Consider the following 15,972-nt stretch of genomic DNA (forward strand, 5'->3'; position numbering starts at 1 on the left):
CCCCGGCTCGTGATCGCGGCCGCGGGCTCCGCCGCCGACCGCGAGGCGGTCGTCGCGACCGCGGCCGCGATCGAGCTGCTGCACGCGGCGCTGCTCGTGCACGACGACGTCATCGACGGCGACGACGAGCGCCGCGGCGAGCCGTCGGTCGCGCGCGAGGCGAGCGACCTCGCCGCCGCCGCCGGGCTGCCGCCCCAGCGCGCCGAGCGCCTCGGCCTCACGACCGCGATCGTCGCGGGCGACGCCCTGCTCGTGCGCGCGCTCGCGGCGCTCGCGGCGCTCGACGCGCCGTCGGCGGTGCGGATGCGCCTCGTCGCGATCGTCGAGCGCGCGATGCTGCGCGCCGCCGAGGGCGAGCACGACGACGTGCTCTTCGCGGGCGGGACGCCCGACGAGCCCGCGATCCGCCGGATCCTCGAGGGCAAGACCGCCGACTACTCCTTCCGCGCGCCGCTCGAGCTCGGCGCGGTGCTCGGCGGTCGCGATGAGGACGCGATCGCGGCGCTCGGTGCGATCGGGCTCCGGATGGGCGTCGTCTACCAGCTGCGCGACGACGTGCTCGGGGTGTTCGGCGACGAGCGGACCACCGGCAAGAGCGTGCTGAGCGACATCCGCGCCGGTGCCCCCACCCTCCTGTCGGCGCTCGCGAGCCGCGATCCCGCGTGGGCGAGCGTCGCCGAGCACTACGGCGACCCGGACGCCGACGAGGGCGCCGCCGCGCGCGTGCGGCACGTCATGCGCGGCAGCGGGGCCCTCGACGAGGTCGAGCGGCGGATCCACGAGGGAGTCGACGAGGTGCGGGCGCTCATCGCCGGCGCGCCCGTCGAGCCGGCGGCGCGCGACGACCTGCTCGGCATCCTCGCGCGCTGCGCGGAGCGCGGACGATGACGGGCCTCGACCTCTACACGCAGACCGCGCGCCGGGCGAGCGCCGCGGTGATCGAGGCGTACTCGACCTCGTTCGGCCTCGCGAGCCGGCTGCTGCCGCCCGTCATGCGCGGCGACATCCAGTCGGTCTACGCGCTCGTCCGGGTGGCCGACGAGATCGTCGACGGCCCCGGCGCCGAATCGGGCCTCGACGCCGTCGCGTGCCGCGCCGTGCTCGACGCGCTCGAGCGCGAGGTCGAGCGCGCGGTCGCGACCGGCTTCAGCGCCGACCTCGTCGTGCACGCGTTCGCCGAGACCGCCCGCCGCGTGGGCATCACCGCCGACCAGACGGCGCCCTTCTTCGCGGCGATGCGGCGCGACCTCGAGCCGGTCGCGTTCCGCGACGAGCGCGAGCTGCGCGCCTACGTCTACGGCTCCGCCGAGGTCGTCGGCCTCATGTGCGTGCGCTGCTTCCTCGGCGGCCGTCGGCTGCCCGACGCCGACGCGCGCCGCGTGGACCGCGGGGCGCGGGCGCTCGGGAGCGCCTTCCAGGTCGTCAACTTCCTGCGCGACCTCGGGGCCGACTCCGCGGGCCTCGGCCGTGCGTACCTGCCGGGCGTCGACCCGGCGCATCCGACCGAGCAGGCCGTCGCGCGCGTGCTCGACCGGCTCGAGGGGGAGCTGCGCGTCGCCCGCGACACGATCCCGCTGCTGCCCCGCGACGCCCGCCCGGCCGTGCTCGCGGCCCACGGCCTCTTCGCGGCGCTCGCCCGGCGCATCCGAGCGACGCCCGCGGCCGAGCTGCCCCGGCGGCGCATCAGCGTGCCGAGCGGCGAGAAGGCGCTCATCGTCGCGCGCGCGGCGCTGGGAGCGGGCGTCGCGCGGGCATCGACCGCGCGCGCCCCTCGGCCGGAGCTGGCGCGATGAGCCGCATCGTCGTGATCGGCGGCGGCATCGCCGGGCTCGCGAGCGCGGGGCTGCTCGCGCGCGACGGCCACGACGTCACGCTCGTCGAGCAGGGCGAGGCGCTCGGCGGCCGCGCAGGCACGTGGCGCTCGAAGGGCTTCGCGTTCGACACCGGTCCGTCGTGGATGCTCATGCGGGAGCCGTACGAGCACGCGTTCCGGATGCTCGGCTCGAGCCTCGACGCGGAAGCGGACGTCGTGCGCCTCGACCCCGCCTACCGCGTGCTCTACGAGGGCGTCGACGAGCCGCTCGAGGTCTCCGGCGACCTCGAGACGACGATCGAGCGCTTCGAGGGCATCGAACCGGGCGCCGGCGAGCGGCTGCGCGCCTACCTCGCCTCGGCGACCGAGACCGCCGAGCTCGCGACCTCCGGGCTGCTCTCGAACCGCTTCGACTCGCCCGCCGCATTCGCGGGCCTCGGGCTCGGGCGGCGGCTGCCCACGCTCGCGCGCCTGCTCGTCGAGTCGCTGCACGCGCGCATCGAGCGGTCGTTCGGCGACCTGCGGCTGCGCCAGGCGCTCGGCTACCCCGCGGTCTTCCTCGGCACCGAGCCGCGCTCGGCGCCCTCGATGTACCACCTCATGAGCCACTTCGACCTCGTCGAGGGCGTCTGGTACCCGCAGGGCGGGTTCGGGGTGCTCGTGGATGCGCTCGCCCGGCTCGCGCGCGAGGCGGGCGCGGAGCTGCGCACGGGCACGCGCGTGCAGCAGGTCCTCGTCGACGACGGCGCGGCCCGCGGCGTGCTGCTGGCGGACGGCGCGCGCATCGACGCCGAGCTCGTCGTCTCCGCGGCCGACGGGCACGCGACCGACACGAAGCTCCTCGCGCACGTGCCCGGGGTCGCGGCAGCCGCACGGCGCCGCTGGTCTCGCCGCGTCGCGGGCCCCTCCGCGGTGCTCGTCATGCTCGGCGTCGAGGGCGAGCTGCCCGAGCTCGCGCACCACACGCTGCTGTTCAGCCGCGACTGGGAGGAGGGGTTCCGGCGCATCTTCGGGAAGCCCGCAGCAGACCCGGCCGACGGCGTCACCGACCCCGCCTCGCTCTACGTGAGCCGCACATCCGCCACCGACCCCTCGGTCGCGCCCGAGGGCCACGAGGCGCTGTTCGTGCTCGTGCCCGTGCCCGCCGACCCGCGCCTGGGCCGCGGCGGTGTCGACGGCGCGGGCGACGCCGCCGTCGAGGCGATCGCCGACCGCGCGATCGCCCAGATCGGCGCGTGGGCGGGCATCGACGGCCTCGCCGACCGCGTCGTCACGCGCCGCACGATCGGGCCGGCCGACTTCGCCGCCGACTTCGACGCGTGGCGCGGCACGGCGCTCGGGCCCGCGCACACGCTCCGGCAGAGCGCGTTCCTGCGCGGGTCGACGAAGCACCCGAGGGTGCGCGACCTGCTGCTCGCCGGCTCGACCACGGTGCCCGGCATCGGCGTGCCCATGTGCCTCATCTCGGCCGAGCTCGTCGTCAAGCACGTGCGCGGCGACCGCTCGACGGGGCCGCTCGAGCCTGCCGCCGAAGCCGCGGAGCGCGCCCGATGAGCCTCGCGTACCTCGCCGCGATCGTGCTCTCGGCAGTCGGCGTCGGCGCGCTCGACGCCCGGTGGCGGCTCGCGCTCTTCGGCGACCCGCTGCGGGCGCTCGGCGCGATCGTCGGCACCGCGACGGTGCTGCTCATCACCGACCTCGCGGGCATCGCGACGGGCAACTTCCGCCTCGGCGCGTCGCCGTGGATGACGGGCATCGAGGTGCTCCCGCACCTGCCGATCGAGGAGCTCGCGTTCATCGCGTTCCTCGCCTACGTGTCGCTCGTGGCCTTCGCCGCGGGCGAGCGAATCCTCGCCGTCCGGCGGGAGCGGTCGGGGGAGGCGCCGTGAGCTATGCGCTCGTGCTCGCCCCGCTGCTCACCGCGGCGGCGGTCGCCGCGGTGATGGCGCTGCGCCGCGACCGGCGCGGCTGGGCGGCGCTCGCGATCGCCGCCGGGATCGTGCTCACCCTGACGGTCGTGTTCGACTCCGTCATGATCGCGGCCGACCTGTTCCGCTACGACGACGCCAAGCTGCTCGGCCCGCACCTCGGCAACGTGCCGATCGAGGACCTCGGCTACGCGCTCATCGCGCTGCTCGTCGTCGCAGCGCTGTGGACGCTCCTGCCCTCGCGCGGTCGCGGACCGCGGGCCGGGGCGGGGGAGAGGGAGCCGAGCGTGCCGGAGCAGCAGGATGCGTGAGGTCGCCGAGACGAGGCGGGCGGCGGCCGGTCCCGGCCTCGCGCGGCGCCTCCTGCTCGCCTCCCGCCCCGTGAGCTGGATCAACACCGCCTTCCCCTTCGCCGCCGCGATGGTGCTCACCACCGGTGACATCGACGCGCGCACGGTCGTCGGCACGCTCTTCTTCCTCGTCCCGTACAACCTCGCGATGTACGGCATCAACGACGTCTTCGACTACGCGTCCGATGCGAAGAACCCGCGCAAGGGCGGTGTCGAGGGCGCGCTCCTGCCGCCGAGCGCGCACCGCGCGACGCTCGCGTGGGCCGTCGGGCTCGCGGCGCCGTTCGTCGTCGCGCTCGTCCTCCTCGGCGATCCGCTCTCGTGGGCGGTGCTCGCGGTGAGCCTGTTCGCGGTCGTCGCGTACTCGGCGCCGGGGCTGCGGTGGAAGGAGGTGCCGGTGCTCGACTCGATCACCTCGAGCACCCACTTCGTGAGCCCGGCCGTGTACGGCCTCGTGCTCGCAGGCGCGGAGTGGACGCCGCAGCTGGTCGCGATCCTCGTCGCGTTCTTCTGCTGGGGCATGGCGAGCCACGCGTTCGGGGCGGTGCAGGATGTCGTGCCCGACCGGGAGGGCGGCATCGCGTCGATCGCGACCGTGCTCGGCGCGACGGCGACCGTGCGGCTCGCGATCGCGCTGTGGGCGCTCGCGGGCCTCCTCATGCTGCTCGCGCCGTGGCCCGCGTCGCTCGGCGCGCTCGTCGCGCTGCCGTACATCGCGCTCGCCGCTCCGTTCTGGAGCGTGGGCGATGCGCGCAGCGCCGACGCGAACCGCGGCTGGCGCCGCTTCCTGTGGGTCAACTACGCGTGCGGCTTCCTCGTGACGATGCTGTGCATCGCGTGGGCGGTGCTGCCCCGATGAGCGGCGGCGAGCGCTCGAGCGCCGCCCGTCGCAGCCGGTCGGCCCCGCTCGCTCCGGAGGCGCCCATCGCGCTGCTGCCCGAGGATGAGCGGCGGAGCGTGCTCGTCACGGGCGCGACGGGCTACATCGGCGGCCGCCTCATCCCGCGGCTCGTCGCCGCCGGCCATCGGGTGCGGGCGCTCGCGCGCGACCCCGGCCGGCTCGCCGACGCATCGTGGGCCGAGGCCGCGGAGGTCGTGCGCGGCGATCTCGAGGCGCCGTCGACCCTCGCGGCCGCCTTCGAGGGGCGGGAGGTCGTCTACCACCTCGTGCACGCCATGAGCGCGGGCGGCGACTTCCGGGCCGCCGAGCTCGAGCAGGCGCGCAACGTCGCCGCGGCCGCGCGCGCGGCAGGCGTGCGCCGCATCGTCTACCTCTCCGGCCTCCACCCCGAGGGCGAGCCGCTCTCGAAGCACCTCGCGTCGCGCGTCGCGGTCGGCGAGACGCTGCTCGCCTCCGGCGTGCCGACGATCGTGCTCGAGGCGGGCATCGTGATCGGATCCGGGTCGGCGTCGTTCGAGATGATCCGCCACCTCACCGAGGTGCTGCCCTACATGCCGGCGCCCCGCTGGGTGCGCAACTTCGTGCAGCCGATCGCGGTGCGCGACGTGCTGCACTACCTCGTGCGCGCGGCGACCGTGCCCGACGACGTGCACGGCGCGTTCGACATCGGCGGCCCCGACGTGCTGCGCTACGGCCAGGTGATGAACGGCTACGCGCTCGAGGCGGGCCTCCCGCAGCGGCCGATCGCGCCGCTGCCCGTGCTCACGCCGTGGCTCGCCTCGCAGTGGGTCAACCTCGTCACGCCGGTCCCGCGCGCGATCGCGATGCCGCTCATCGGCTCGCTCCTGCACGACTGCGTCGTCGAGGAGCACCGCATCGACGCCGTCATCCCGCCGCCGCCCGACGGCCTCATCGGGTACCGGCAGGCGGTGCGGCTCGCGCTCGTGCGCGAGCGGTCGGGCGACATCGAGTCGAGCTGGCGCTCCGCGACGATCGAGGGCGCCCCGTCGGACCCGCTGCCGAGCGACCCCAAGTGGTCGGGCTCGACGGTGTTCGAGGATGCGCGCGAGCGGGTGACGGATGCGTCGCCCGAGGCGGTCTGGAGGGTGATCGAGTCGATCGGCGGCGAGCGCGGCTGGTACTCGGTGCCGCTGCTGTGGAGCGTGCGCGGCCTCGCCGACCGCGTCGCGGGCGGTGTGGGGCTGCGCCGCGGCCGCCGCGACCCGGATCGCCTCCGGGAGGGCGACGTGGTGGACTGGTGGCGTGTGGAGCGCATCGATCGTGGCCGGCTGCTGCGGCTGCGCGCCGAGATGCGCGTCCCGGGTCGCGCGTGGATCGAGTTCGAGGTGACGACGCGGGGGACGGGGGCGCACTACCGGCAGCGCGCGGTGTTCCTGCCGAGCGGGCTGAGCGGCCGGCTCTACTGGTGGGCGCTCGTGCCGGCCCACCTCGTGATCTTCGACGTGATGGCGAACCGCATCGTCGCGGCGGCTGAGGGAGGACGGCGATGAGGCTCTGGTCGCTGCACCCGGGGCTGCTCGACCGCCCGGGCCTCACGGCCTGCTGGCGCGAGGGGCTGCTCGCGCAGGCGGTGCTCGCGGGCCGCACACGCGGCTACACGCGGCACCCGCAGCTCGAGCGCTTCCTGCAGCAGCCCGACCCGATGGCGGCGATCGGCGCGTACCTCTCGGGCGTCGCGGATGCCGCGCACGCGCGTGGGTACCGCTTCGACCGCGAGCGCATCGACGTGCCCGGCCCCGCGTCGCGCATGACGGTCACCGACGGCCAGCTCGAGTACGAGTGGGCGCACCTGCGGGCGAAGCTCGCGCAGCGGAGCCCGGAGCGGCTGCGCTTCGCGCGGCGGCCCGTCCCGCATCCGCTGTTCGCGGTCGAGCGGGGACCGATCGAGCCCTGGGAGCGGCCCTAGCCCGCGAGCGCCTCGGGGGGCGCGTGCTCGACGATCGGCAGGTCGGCGAGGGCGCTGAGGAACTTCGTCGCCGCGCGCCGCTCCTCGCTGGAGAGCGACGCGGCGACCGCGTAGCGGCGCGCGTGATCGGCGCCGACCGTGGCCGTCGCCTGCGCGCGCGTCTCGGGGGTCACCACGATCGAGAGCGAGCGGCGGTCCCGGGGGTGGCGCTCGCGCCGGATGTGCCCGGCGCGCTCGAGCCGGTCGAGCATCTTCGTCACCGAGGGCCCGGTGATGCCGAGGTGCTCGGCGATCATCGTCGACGTGACGATCGCGCCGTCGCGCGACGCCGACATCACGTAGCGGATCGCGCGCATGTCGTTCTCGCCCAGTTGCATGTAGCGACGGCTCGCCTCGCTGTGCGCCGCCGAGGTCTGGTGCCAGCGACGCAGCGCCGAGAAGAGGTCGACGATCTCCTCGACCTCCGCATCGGTCAGCCCCTGCTCGCGCACGAGATCGGCGGATGCTCCCAGCCGCCGCGGGTCGACGAGTGAGCGTCCGTCGTCGCTTCCCGGGGCCTGCAGCACCTCGCTATCGTACCCCGACTGGCTCATAGTTCGCCAGGCTCATTATCTGCGCGGATCAGCGGTCAGTCGCCTCGCGACAGGGTCAGCGGTGCTCGAAGCGCCACGGGAGCGCGCCGACGTGCAGGCGGTGCCGCGGGCCGTCCTCGGTGTCAGGACCGCCGTCGTACGCCTCGTCGCCCTCCCACAGCGCGAGGCCGCGGCGGTGGTCCTGCTTCGTCGCATAGCGCCGCAACGGGCGGCTCGCGAGGCTCGAGAGCGCGGCATCGACGGTCGGGAACGTGAGCAGCGTGTCGAGCGTCACCCACGTGGGCGGGAAGAGGCGCAGCTCGCCCTTGCCGTGCAGCTTGAGCGCGTCGGCCGGACGGATCCACATCGAGGCGACGGCTTCGGCCTCCTGCAGCACGACGTCGCCCTCGCTCGCCTCGGCCGCGAAGAACCACGTGTGGAACTTCGTCGCGAGCTGCTCGGGCGGCGACCAGTGCGACAGCGGCACGAGCGCGTCGGGGTGCACGACGAGCCCGGTCTCCTCCGCGGTCTCGCGCACCGCGGCGTTCCGGGCGGTCGTCTCCTCGTCGGGAGCCTCGTCGACGGGCTCGACCCGCCCGCCCGGGAAGACCCAGCCGCCCGCGAACGCGCCGCGATCGGGCCGCTGCAGCAGCAGCACCTCGATGGCGCCCGCGTGCCCGTCGCGCACGAGCACGAGGGTCGCGGCGACGGGGATCTCGGTCACGGCCTCACGCTACCGCCGACGAGCCCGCTTCCTCGCTCGCCTCGCGAGCCATGTCGGCGATCGCGTCGTCGGCGCTCGTGCCTGCGCCGCCGCCCGCCTCGGGCCCGGCGGCCTCGAGCTCGTCGCCGCGGTGCACGTCGGGCTTCTGCGCCGGCACGGCGAGCACCTCGAGCGGCGGGGTGCGCTCGAGCGAGGGCTCGAGCCCCTGCAGGCTCGAGAAGCGCCGGGCCTGCGTCACGACGTTGCGGTCGAGGGATGCGTTGAACGCGTTGTACGCCTCGACCGTGCGGTTGAGGCTGTTGCCGAGCTTCGTGAGGTGCGAGCCCATCGTGCCGAGCCGCTTGTGCAGCTCGCGCCCGACCTCGAGCACCGCCATCGCCTCGCCCGCGAGCTGCTCCTGCCGCCACGTGTAGCCGACCGTGCGCAGCAGCGCCACGAGCGTCGCGGGGGTCGCGAGCACGACGTTGCGCTCGAAGGCGCGCTCGAACAGGGTCGGGTCGCGCTCGAGCGCCGCGTTGAGGAACGGCTCGGCGGGCACGAAGAGCACGACGAACTCGGGGCTGCCCGGCACCGCCTCCCAGTACGCCTTCGAGCCGAGCTGGTCGATGTGGTCGCGCAGGTGGCGCGCGTGGGCATCGAGGCGCTTGTCGCGCGTGGCGTCGTCGGTCGCCTCCATCGCCTCGAGGTAGCCGGCGAACGCGACCTTCGAGTCGACGATCACCTGCTTGTCGCCCGGCAGGTGCACGAGCATGTCGGGCCGCAGCGCCCCCTCGTCGGTCGCGTGGTGCGCCTGCTCGGTGAAGTCGACGTGCTGCAGCATGCCGGCCGCCTCGACGACGCGGCGCAGCTGCAGCTCGCCCCAGCGGCCCCGCACCTGCGGCGCGCGCAGCGCCGTGACGAGCTGCCGGGTCTCGGCGGTCAGCTGCTCGGAGCTCGAGCGCATCGCGTGCAGCTGCTCGGCGAGCGCCGCGTTCGCCTCGGCCCGCGCCTTCTCGGCCGCGGTCACCTCGCTGCGCACCGAATCGAGCGACTTCGAGAGCGGTTCGACGAGCTGCTGCACCGCCCGCTCCCGCTTCGCGAGCTCGGCGGCGCCCTCGGTCTGCGACCGGCGCAGCCGCTCCTCCGCCTGCTCCAGGAACAGCGCCGAGTTGCGCTCGAGGGCGGCGCTCGAGAGCTTCGCGAACTCGTCGGCGCGCCGCTGCGCGTCGAGCTGCAGCTCGGCGAGCGCCTCGCGACCGCGCTGCCGCTCGTCGGCCACGCGCTGCTCTGCCTCGGCCCGCACGTGCTCGAGCTCCGCGGCGTGCCGGCGCTCCGCCACGTCGCGCTCGCGAGCGCGCTCGGCCTCGACAACCTCGAGCCGGCTGCGGGCCGCCTGCAGCTCGCCGGCGGCCGTCGCCTGCTGCGCGCTCGCGCGGGCAGCGCCGATCCGCACCCCGAGCAGAGCGCCGAGCGCGCCCGCGACGAGCACGGCGGCGAGGGCGGCGATCAGGATGAGCGGTTCCATGCCCCCATGCCACCAGATGCCGGTGACATCGCGCGGCTACCCTCGGACGCATGGTGGACATCCAGCGCATCGTCGCCCCGAACCCCGGCCCCATGACGCTCGACGGCACGAACACCTACGTGCTCGGCGGGGAGGTCGTCGTCGACCCCGGGCCCGCGGATGCGCAGCACGTCGAGCGCCTCGTCGCGCTCGCGCCCCGGCTCATCCTCGTCACCCACAAGCACACCGACCACACCGAGGCGGCGCGCGAGCTCGCCCGCTCGACGGGCGCGGTGCTGCGCGGTCTTGATCCCGACGAGTGCCACGGCGGCAGCCCGCTCACCGACGGCGAGTGGATCCCGGTCGGCGACGTCGAGCTGCAGATCCTCGCGACCCCGGGCCACACGCACGACTCGATCAGCATCGTCGTGCCGGGCCGTGCGGTGCTCACGGGCGACACGATCCTCGGCCGCGGGACGACCGTCATCATGCACCCCGACGGCGCGATCGCCCCCTACCTCGCGAGCCTCGACAAGCTCGAGGCGCTCGGCGACCTCGAGGTGCTCCCCGGGCACGGCGACCCGCTGCCGTCGGTCGCCGAGGTCGCGCGCCGCTACCGCGCGCACCGGCTCGAGCGGCTCGACCAGGTGCGGGCCGCGCTCGAGAGCCTCGGCGTCACCGCCGCCGAGGCGAAGGTGGGCGACGTCGCGGATCTCGTCTACGTCGACCTCGACGACCGAGTGCGCGGGGCCGCCGAGGCCTCGACTGCGGCGCAGCTCAGCTACCTCGCGGAGGCAGGCTGAACGGTCGCTCGGCGCCACTTCCATCGACGGAGACAGCGCGAGGGATGTGCGCAATGCACATCCTTGCGTCGAGTTAGGGCCGATCGCACATGGCGCGCGTTCAGCGCCACTCATACCGTTGCGCCATCAACCGCTTCGAGCAGGAGGGCGCCGCCATGGAAGCCACAGCCCACGACGACTATTCGCTGCAGCGCGTCCCCACAATGGCGCGCCGGCACTGGTTCGGGATCGCAGTCCAGCGCTTCGGGCAGGTCTCGGCACTCTCGCAGTTCCTCCTCGGCGCCACGCTCGGCTACGCGATGGGGTTCTGGGATGCGGCCCTGGCGTTCCTGCTCGGCTCGATCATCCTCGAGCTCGTCATCATCGTCGTCGGCATCATCGGTCAGCGGGAGGGCATGCAGACGTCGCTCCTCACGCGCTGGACGGGCTTCGGGGAAGTCGGATCGTCGCTGGTAGGGCTCGCCATCGCGATGAGCCTGATCGGGTGGTTCGGGATCCAGAGCGCGATCTCGGCCGAATCCCTCGACACGCTCATGCCCGGCGTCATGCCGATCCAGGCGTGGTCGATCATCTTCGGTCTCGCGGTGACGGGTGTCGTGGCCTTCGGCTTCAAGGGCATGCAGGTGCTCGCGAACATCACGGTGCCCCTCTTCCTCGTCCTCGTCGGATGGTCGATCGTCAGTGAGCTCAGCCAGCACTCGCTCCTGGAGCTCATGAACAGCGCTCCTGCGGGAGAGCCCATGTCGGTGTTTGCCGGAGCGGGGGTGGTCGCCGGCGGCTTCATCGTGGGGGCGATCATCACGAGCGACATGACGCGCTTCAACCGGACCTCGGGGGATGTCGTGAAGGTCACGGTTGTCGGCATCACGCTGGGCGAGTTCGTGATCGGGCTCTCGGGCGTGCTCCTCGCGCACGCCGCCCAGAGCGGCAACATCGTCGCGATCGTGACGTCTGCTGTCGGGTGGATCGGCCTGCTCATCATCGTGACCGGCACCCTGAAGATCAACGACTGGAACCTCTACTCGTCGGTGCTCGGCCTCGTGAACTTCGTCTCCACGGCGTTCAACCGCGCCCTGCCTCACCTCGCGACGACTCTCGTCATCGGCGTCGTCGGCACGATGCTGGCGGCGTTCGGCATCCTCCAGGGGTTCATCCCGTTCCTCACCGTGCTCGGGGCAGCGTTCCCGCCGATCGCTGGCATCCTCATCGCCGAGTACTTCGTGGTGCGCCGGTTCCGTCCCGCGCTGGACGCCACGCGAGAGGCCGGCACGCTGCCTGCGACGGCGCCGCGCATCGTGCCCGCCACGCTCGTGGTGTGGCTCGTGTCGAGCCTGGTCGGGTACTTCGTGACCTGGGGCATCCCATCCATCACGGCGCTCGCGCTCTCCTTCGTCCTCTACGTCGTCGCCGGCAAGCTCGGCCTGGTGCGCGGACTTGGCGAGGTCGCGACGGACAACGACACCGCTCTGGGCGGCGCGGCAGGCGTCGCCGTCGAGACGCCGGGGCGCTGACTCCCAGCGACCGGACGCACGAGCACGCAGCACAGAACAGGACGAGAGGGACGCGATGCACATCGGAATCGACGTAGGCGGCACGAACACCGACGCGGTGCTCATGGAGGGGACGAGCGTGCTCGCCAGCGTCAAGCGCTCCACGAGCGCTGACGTCACGAGCGGGATCGTCGCGGCGATCGAGTCGCTGCGCGCCGACCGACCGTTCGAGGGCTCCGACATCGCGGCCGTCATGATCGGCACGACGCACTTCATCAACGCGCTCGTCCAGGCGCGCAACCTGGCGCCCACGGCAGCGCTGCGCCTCGGCCTGCCCGCGACGCGCGCGCTCCCGCCCTTGATCGATTGGCCCGGTGAGCTGCGGCAGGCGATCAGCGCTCGCACGTACCTCGCGCATGGTGGGTACGAGTTCGACGGCCGCCCGATCTCTCCGCTCGACGCGGACGAGCTGCGCAGGCACGCCGCCGACATGGCGGCGAACGGGATCCGCTCCGTCGCGATCTCGAGCGTCTTCAGCCCCGTCAACCACGACCTGGAGCTCACTGCCGCAGACATCGTGCGCGAGGAGCTCGGCGATGGCGCGGCGATCTCGCTCAGCCACGAGATCGGCCGCATCGGCCTCCTCGAGCGGGAGAATGCGACCGTCATCAACGCCGCACTGCGAGAGCTCGCCGTCGAGATCGTGGACGGTCTGAGCTCCGCCGTGCGCGCCCAGGGCATCGCAGCCCCGATCTTCCTGAGCCAGAACGACGGCACGCTGATGGACGAGGAGTTTGTGCGGCGCTACCCCGTCGCGACCTTCGCCTCCGGCCCCACCAACTCGATGCGGGGTGCCGCCGCGACGAGCGGGCTGGTTGACTGCGCCGTCGTCGACGTGGGTGGCACGACCGCCGACATCGGACTGCTCGTCAACGGCTTCCCGCGCGAGACCTCGACAGAGGTCACCGTCGCGGGCGTGCGCACGAACTTCCGGATGCCGGACGTGCTCTCCCTCGGGATCGGCGGCGGGAGCCACGTGCACGAGGCGACGCGCGAGGTCGGCCCGACCTCGGTCGGCTATCGATTGACGGCGGAGGCCCTCGTGTTCGGCGGATCGACCCTCACGGCGACCGACATCGCCGTCGCCGCGGGGCGAGTCGACATCGGCGATGCGGATCGCGTCCGCCACATCGATCGTGGCTTCGCGCTCTCCGTGATCGACCGCATAGCCGAGCGCGTCGCCGAGGCGGTCGATCGCATGCGCACGTCGGCCGCTCCCATCCCTGTAGTCGCAGTGGGCGGCGGCTCGATCCTCCTGCCGGACGTGCTCCCGATCTTCGGCGAGGTGCAGCGCCCCGACAACTATGCGGTCGCCAACGCCATCGGCGCTTCGATCGCGCAGGTCGGTGGAGAGATCGACAAGGTCGTGGCGGTCGATCCAGGACGTCGCGATGCCATCCTCGACGACGTGCGGCAGGAGGCGGTCGACAAGGCCATCGCCGCGGGAGCGACGCCCAAGAGCGTGCAGATCGTCGACTTCGACGAGGTCCCCCTGCCCTATCTCCCCGGCAACGCGACGCGAGTGCGGGCGAAAGCCGTCGGGGATCTGGACATGAGCCGATGAGCTGGCACATCACGGCCGATTCGATCTCGTCACTCGCGCGCGGCGCCGCCGTCCTGGGGACCGGCGGCGGCGGGGATCCCTACGTCGGCGCGCTGCTCGCGCGACAGGCTATCGGCGACGGCAGCGTGGAGGTCGTCCCGCTCGAGTCGGTTCCGGACGACGCCGTCGTCGTGACCGCCGCGATGATGGGAGCGCCGACCGTCATGGTGGAGAAGCTGCCCAATCTCGATGAGGTGGTCGCCGCGATCGAAGCGCTCTCGGCCCAGCTCGAGCGACGGCCGACGCACATCGCGTGCGCGGAGGTCGGGGGCGTCAACTCGACGATCCCGGTGGCGGCCGCCGCGATGCTCGGACTCCCGCTCCTCGACGGCGACGGCATGGGCCGCGCCTTCCCCGAGCTGCAGATGGTCCTGCCGACCCTGTACGGCATCACCGCTTCGCCCCTGGCCATCGCGGACGACAAGGGCAACACCGCGGTGCTCTCGACGGTGGACAACATGTGGACGGAGCGCATCGCGCGAGTCGCGGCGGTCGAGATGGGATGCTCGGTGATGATCTCGGGCTTCGCGATGTCGGGCGCGGAGGCGCGTGAGTCGCTCGTTGCGGATTCGCTCTCGCTCTGCGTCGAGCTCGGCGACGCGATCGGCGCCGCGCGCGTCGCGAACACGGACCCGGTCGCCGCCGTCGCCGAGCGGCTCGGCGGTCGCGAGCTCTTCGCTGGCAAGGTGATCGACGTGGCGCGCGCGACCACCACGGGGTTCGCTCGTGGCAGCGCGCGCATCGACGGCGAGCGCGGCGCATTGACGCTGTCGTTCCAGAACGAGCATCTCGTCGCGACGCTCGACGATGACGTGCTCGTCACCACTCCGGACCTCATCGTCGTGCTCGAGCACGACTCGGGAGAGCCCATCACGACCGAGGGCCTGCGCTACGGCCAACGGGTCCGAGTCGTTGCGGCGCCCGCAGACGAGCGATGGCACTCCGACGGCGGTCTGGCACTCGCCGGTCCCGCGTACTTCGGCTACGGGTGTCCGCCCACGCGTTTCAACGGCATGATCCAGGAGGTGGCGGCATGAGCTTCGAGCTCCGCGCATCAGATCTCGGCGACCTCGCCCGCGGGGCGACGCTGCTCGGCACGGGAGGGGGCGGCGACCCGTACATCGGCCGGCGGCTCGTCGAGCAGGTGCTCGGTGATCGGAGCATCACGGTCCTCGACCCCGAGGATCTCACGGACGACTGCTTCGTCATCCCCACGGCCCAGATGGGGGCGCCGACGGTGATGGTGGAGAAGATCCCGGCCGGCACCGAGCCGACGCTCGCGCTGCGGATCCTCGAAGAGCACCTCGGCAGGACCGCGGACGCCACCATGCCGATCGAATGCGGCGGCATCAACTCGATGATCCCCCTGGTCGTGGCCGCCGAGACGGGGCTGCCCGTGGTCGACGCGGACGGGATGGGTCGAGCGTTCCCGGAGCTCTCCATGGAGACGTTCGCGGTGTACGGCGTGCACGGCTCGCCCCTCGCGCTCGCAGGCGAGCGGGGCGAGCGGGTCATCATCGACACAGGGGACGACGATCGGCAGATGGAGTGGCTCGCGCGAGCGATCACCATCCGCTTGGGCGGCGTCGGGCACATCGCGGAGTACGCGATGACGGGTGCCGATGTGCGTCGGACGGCGATCCCGCGCACGCTGTCGATGGCCCTCGACCTCGGGCGCGCCATCCGCGAGGCGAGGGAGCAGCATCGCTCGCCCTTCGAGGCGATCCGATCCTCGCTCGCGCCCACGCTCTACAACCACGTGCGCGAGCTGTTCCACGGCAAGGTCGCAGACGTGGAGCGCCGCACGACAGACGGCTTCGCGAAGGGCCGCGCACGCATCGACCCGGTGGACGGCGGGAACGAGGCGCTCGAGGTGCAGTTCCAGAACGAGAACCTGATCGCGAAGCGCGGCGGTGAGACCGTGGCGATCGTCCCCGACCTCATCTGCGTGCTCGATGCCGACACCGCCGAGCCGATCACCACGGAGGGCTTGCGCTACGGACAGCGGGTGCGCGTGCTCGGCATCTCCACGCCCGCGATGATGCGCACGCCTGAAGCGCTCCAGGCCTTCGGCCCCGTCGCGTTCGGGCTCGACGAGCCCTTCGTGCCGGTCGAGTCCCAGTCGGCGGCAGCGCTCTAGCTGTACGCGGTCATGACGTTGGTGCCGCGCGGGTGACCGGTGGGGCACCGATGGCTGAGTGGATGCGTTCAGTGTTGTAGCGCTCGAGCCATGGGGCAAGGGCGGCGGCGCGTTGGGCGTTGCTGGTGAAGGGTTGCCGGTAGGCCCATTCGGTTTGCAGGGTGCGATTGAAGCGCTC

Annotated in this window: 17 protein-coding genes; 13 read left to right on the forward strand and 4 right to left on the reverse strand. The window is 73.2% G+C overall.

The features are described from left to right. The 8 genes from NWP09_RS06660 to NWP09_RS06695 all read left to right on the forward strand — a co-directional run. The coding region (locus tag NWP09_RS06660; protein ID WP_258274750.1) for a polyprenyl synthetase family protein at window positions 1–888 on the forward strand (888 nt) is incomplete at its 5' end. Next, window positions 885–1,793 (forward strand): squalene/phytoene synthase family protein, encoded by a 909-nt coding sequence (locus NWP09_RS06665; RefSeq protein WP_258274751.1) that lies wholly within the window; start codon window positions 885–887, stop codon window positions 1,791–1,793. The genes NWP09_RS06660 and NWP09_RS06665, both read left to right, overlap by 4 nt. Further along, entirely contained in the window at window positions 1,790–3,367 is a 1,578-nt protein-coding gene (crtI, locus tag NWP09_RS06670) for a phytoene desaturase family protein (RefSeq protein WP_258274752.1), read from the forward strand. The genes NWP09_RS06665 and crtI overlap by 4 nt, the downstream gene beginning before the upstream one ends. Further along, on the forward strand, window positions 3,364–3,702 hold the full coding sequence (locus NWP09_RS06675) for a lycopene cyclase domain-containing protein (RefSeq protein WP_258274753.1): 339 nt from the start codon (window positions 3,364–3,366) through the stop codon (window positions 3,700–3,702). The genes crtI and NWP09_RS06675 overlap by 4 nt, the downstream gene beginning before the upstream one ends. Further along, complete coding sequence (locus NWP09_RS06680) at window positions 3,699–4,052, forward strand: lycopene cyclase domain-containing protein (protein ID WP_258274754.1); 354 nt, start codon at window positions 3,699–3,701, stop codon at window positions 4,050–4,052. The genes NWP09_RS06675 and NWP09_RS06680 overlap by 4 nt, the downstream gene beginning before the upstream one ends. A gap of 70 nt (window positions 4,053–4,122) precedes the next feature. Next, window positions 4,123–4,950 carry a prenyltransferase gene (locus NWP09_RS06685; RefSeq protein WP_309137104.1) on the forward strand — a complete coding sequence of 276 codons (828 nt, stop codon included), beginning with the start codon at window positions 4,123–4,125 and terminating at the stop codon, window positions 4,948–4,950. Then, window positions 4,947–6,503, forward strand: coding sequence for an SDR family oxidoreductase (locus tag NWP09_RS06690; protein ID WP_258274756.1), 1,557 nt, complete (start codon window positions 4,947–4,949; stop codon window positions 6,501–6,503). The genes NWP09_RS06685 and NWP09_RS06690 overlap by 4 nt, the downstream gene beginning before the upstream one ends. Further along, a complete protein-coding gene (locus NWP09_RS06695; protein ID WP_258274757.1) occupies window positions 6,500–6,919 on the forward strand; it encodes a pyrimidine dimer DNA glycosylase/endonuclease V in 420 nt (139 codons plus the stop codon). The genes NWP09_RS06690 and NWP09_RS06695 overlap by 4 nt, the downstream gene beginning before the upstream one ends. Here the strand turns inward: NWP09_RS06695 and NWP09_RS06700 are convergent. From NWP09_RS06700 to rmuC, 3 genes are all read right to left on the reverse strand, one after another. After that, on the reverse strand, window positions 6,916–7,485 hold the full coding sequence (locus NWP09_RS06700; RefSeq protein ID WP_258274758.1) for a MarR family winged helix-turn-helix transcriptional regulator: 570 nt from the start codon (window positions 7,483–7,485) through the stop codon (window positions 6,916–6,918). The two genes, NWP09_RS06695 and NWP09_RS06700, sit on opposite strands and share 4 nt — an antisense overlap. Window positions 7,486–7,567: 82 nt before the next feature. Then, a complete protein-coding gene (locus NWP09_RS06705; RefSeq protein WP_258274759.1) occupies window positions 7,568–8,215 on the reverse strand; it encodes an NUDIX domain-containing protein in 648 nt (215 codons plus the stop codon). A 4-nt stretch (window positions 8,216–8,219) separates the two neighbouring features. Next, window positions 8,220–9,719, reverse strand: a complete 1,500-nt coding sequence (gene rmuC, locus NWP09_RS06710) for a DNA recombination protein RmuC (RefSeq protein ID WP_258274760.1) — start codon at window positions 9,717–9,719, stop codon at window positions 8,220–8,222. 50 nt (window positions 9,720–9,769) lie between these two features. Here rmuC and NWP09_RS06715 point away from each other — a divergent pair, with 50 nt between their 5' ends. The 5 genes from NWP09_RS06715 to NWP09_RS06735 all read left to right on the forward strand — a co-directional run bounded on the left by NWP09_RS06715 (window position 9,770) and on the right by NWP09_RS06735 (window position 15,794). Then, window positions 9,770–10,501 carry an MBL fold metallo-hydrolase gene (locus NWP09_RS06715; RefSeq protein ID WP_258274761.1) on the forward strand — a complete coding sequence of 244 codons (732 nt, stop codon included), beginning with the start codon at window positions 9,770–9,772 and terminating at the stop codon, window positions 10,499–10,501. A 155-nt stretch (window positions 10,502–10,656) separates the two neighbouring features. Beyond that, window positions 10,657–12,012 (forward strand): cytosine permease, encoded by a 1,356-nt coding sequence (locus tag NWP09_RS06720; RefSeq protein WP_258274762.1) that lies wholly within the window; start codon window positions 10,657–10,659, stop codon window positions 12,010–12,012. A 55-nt stretch (window positions 12,013–12,067) separates the two neighbouring features. Next, complete coding sequence (locus NWP09_RS06725; protein WP_258274763.1) at window positions 12,068–13,615, forward strand: hydantoinase/oxoprolinase family protein; 1,548 nt, start codon at window positions 12,068–12,070, stop codon at window positions 13,613–13,615. After that, entirely contained in the window at window positions 13,612–14,691 is a 1,080-nt protein-coding gene (locus NWP09_RS06730; RefSeq protein WP_258274764.1) for a DUF917 domain-containing protein, read from the forward strand. The genes NWP09_RS06725 and NWP09_RS06730 overlap by 4 nt, the downstream gene beginning before the upstream one ends. Continuing rightward, the gene (locus NWP09_RS06735; RefSeq protein ID WP_258274765.1) at window positions 14,688–15,794 is read left to right on the forward strand and encodes a DUF917 domain-containing protein; all 1,107 of its coding nucleotides are present in this window, start codon (window positions 14,688–14,690) and stop codon (window positions 15,792–15,794) included. The genes NWP09_RS06730 and NWP09_RS06735 overlap by 4 nt, the downstream gene beginning before the upstream one ends. A 10-nt stretch (window positions 15,795–15,804) precedes the next feature. Here the strand turns inward: NWP09_RS06735 and NWP09_RS06740 are convergent. Continuing rightward, window positions 15,805–15,972: integrase core domain-containing protein (locus tag NWP09_RS06740; protein ID WP_258274766.1), on the reverse strand; the 168-nt coding region annotated here is incomplete at its 5' end.

The organism is Agrococcus sp. HG114 (genome assembly GCF_024723325.1).
Lineage (GTDB): Bacteria > Actinomycetota > Actinomycetes > Actinomycetales > Microbacteriaceae > Agrococcus.

Bases quoted from the DNA above. Each gene is read 5' to 3' on its own strand.
- crtI (WP_258274752.1), top strand. From the start codon at position 1,790: ATGAGCCGCATCGTCGTGATCGGCGGCGGCATCGCCGGGCTCGCGAGC.
- NWP09_RS06665 (WP_258274751.1), top strand. From the start codon at position 885: ATGACGGGCCTCGACCTCTACACGCAGACCGCGCGCCGGGCGAGCGCC.
- NWP09_RS06690 (WP_258274756.1), top strand. From the start codon at position 4,947: ATGAGCGGCGGCGAGCGCTCGAGCGCCGCCCGTCGCAGCCGGTCGGCC.
- rmuC (WP_258274760.1), bottom strand. From the start codon at position 9,719: ATGGAACCGCTCATCCTGATCGCCGCCCTCGCCGCCGTGCTCGTCGCG.
- NWP09_RS06695 (WP_258274757.1), top strand. From the start codon at position 6,500: ATGAGGCTCTGGTCGCTGCACCCGGGGCTGCTCGACCGCCCGGGCCTC.
- NWP09_RS06735 (WP_258274765.1), top strand. From the start codon at position 14,688: ATGAGCTTCGAGCTCCGCGCATCAGATCTCGGCGACCTCGCCCGCGGG.
- NWP09_RS06720 (WP_258274762.1), top strand. From the start codon at position 10,657: ATGGAAGCCACAGCCCACGACGACTATTCGCTGCAGCGCGTCCCCACA.
- NWP09_RS06715 (WP_258274761.1), top strand. From the start codon at position 9,770: ATGGTGGACATCCAGCGCATCGTCGCCCCGAACCCCGGCCCCATGACG.
- NWP09_RS06725 (WP_258274763.1), top strand. From the start codon at position 12,068: ATGCACATCGGAATCGACGTAGGCGGCACGAACACCGACGCGGTGCTC.
- NWP09_RS06675 (WP_258274753.1), top strand. From the start codon at position 3,364: ATGAGCCTCGCGTACCTCGCCGCGATCGTGCTCTCGGCAGTCGGCGTC.
- NWP09_RS06730 (WP_258274764.1), top strand. From the start codon at position 13,612: ATGAGCTGGCACATCACGGCCGATTCGATCTCGTCACTCGCGCGCGGC.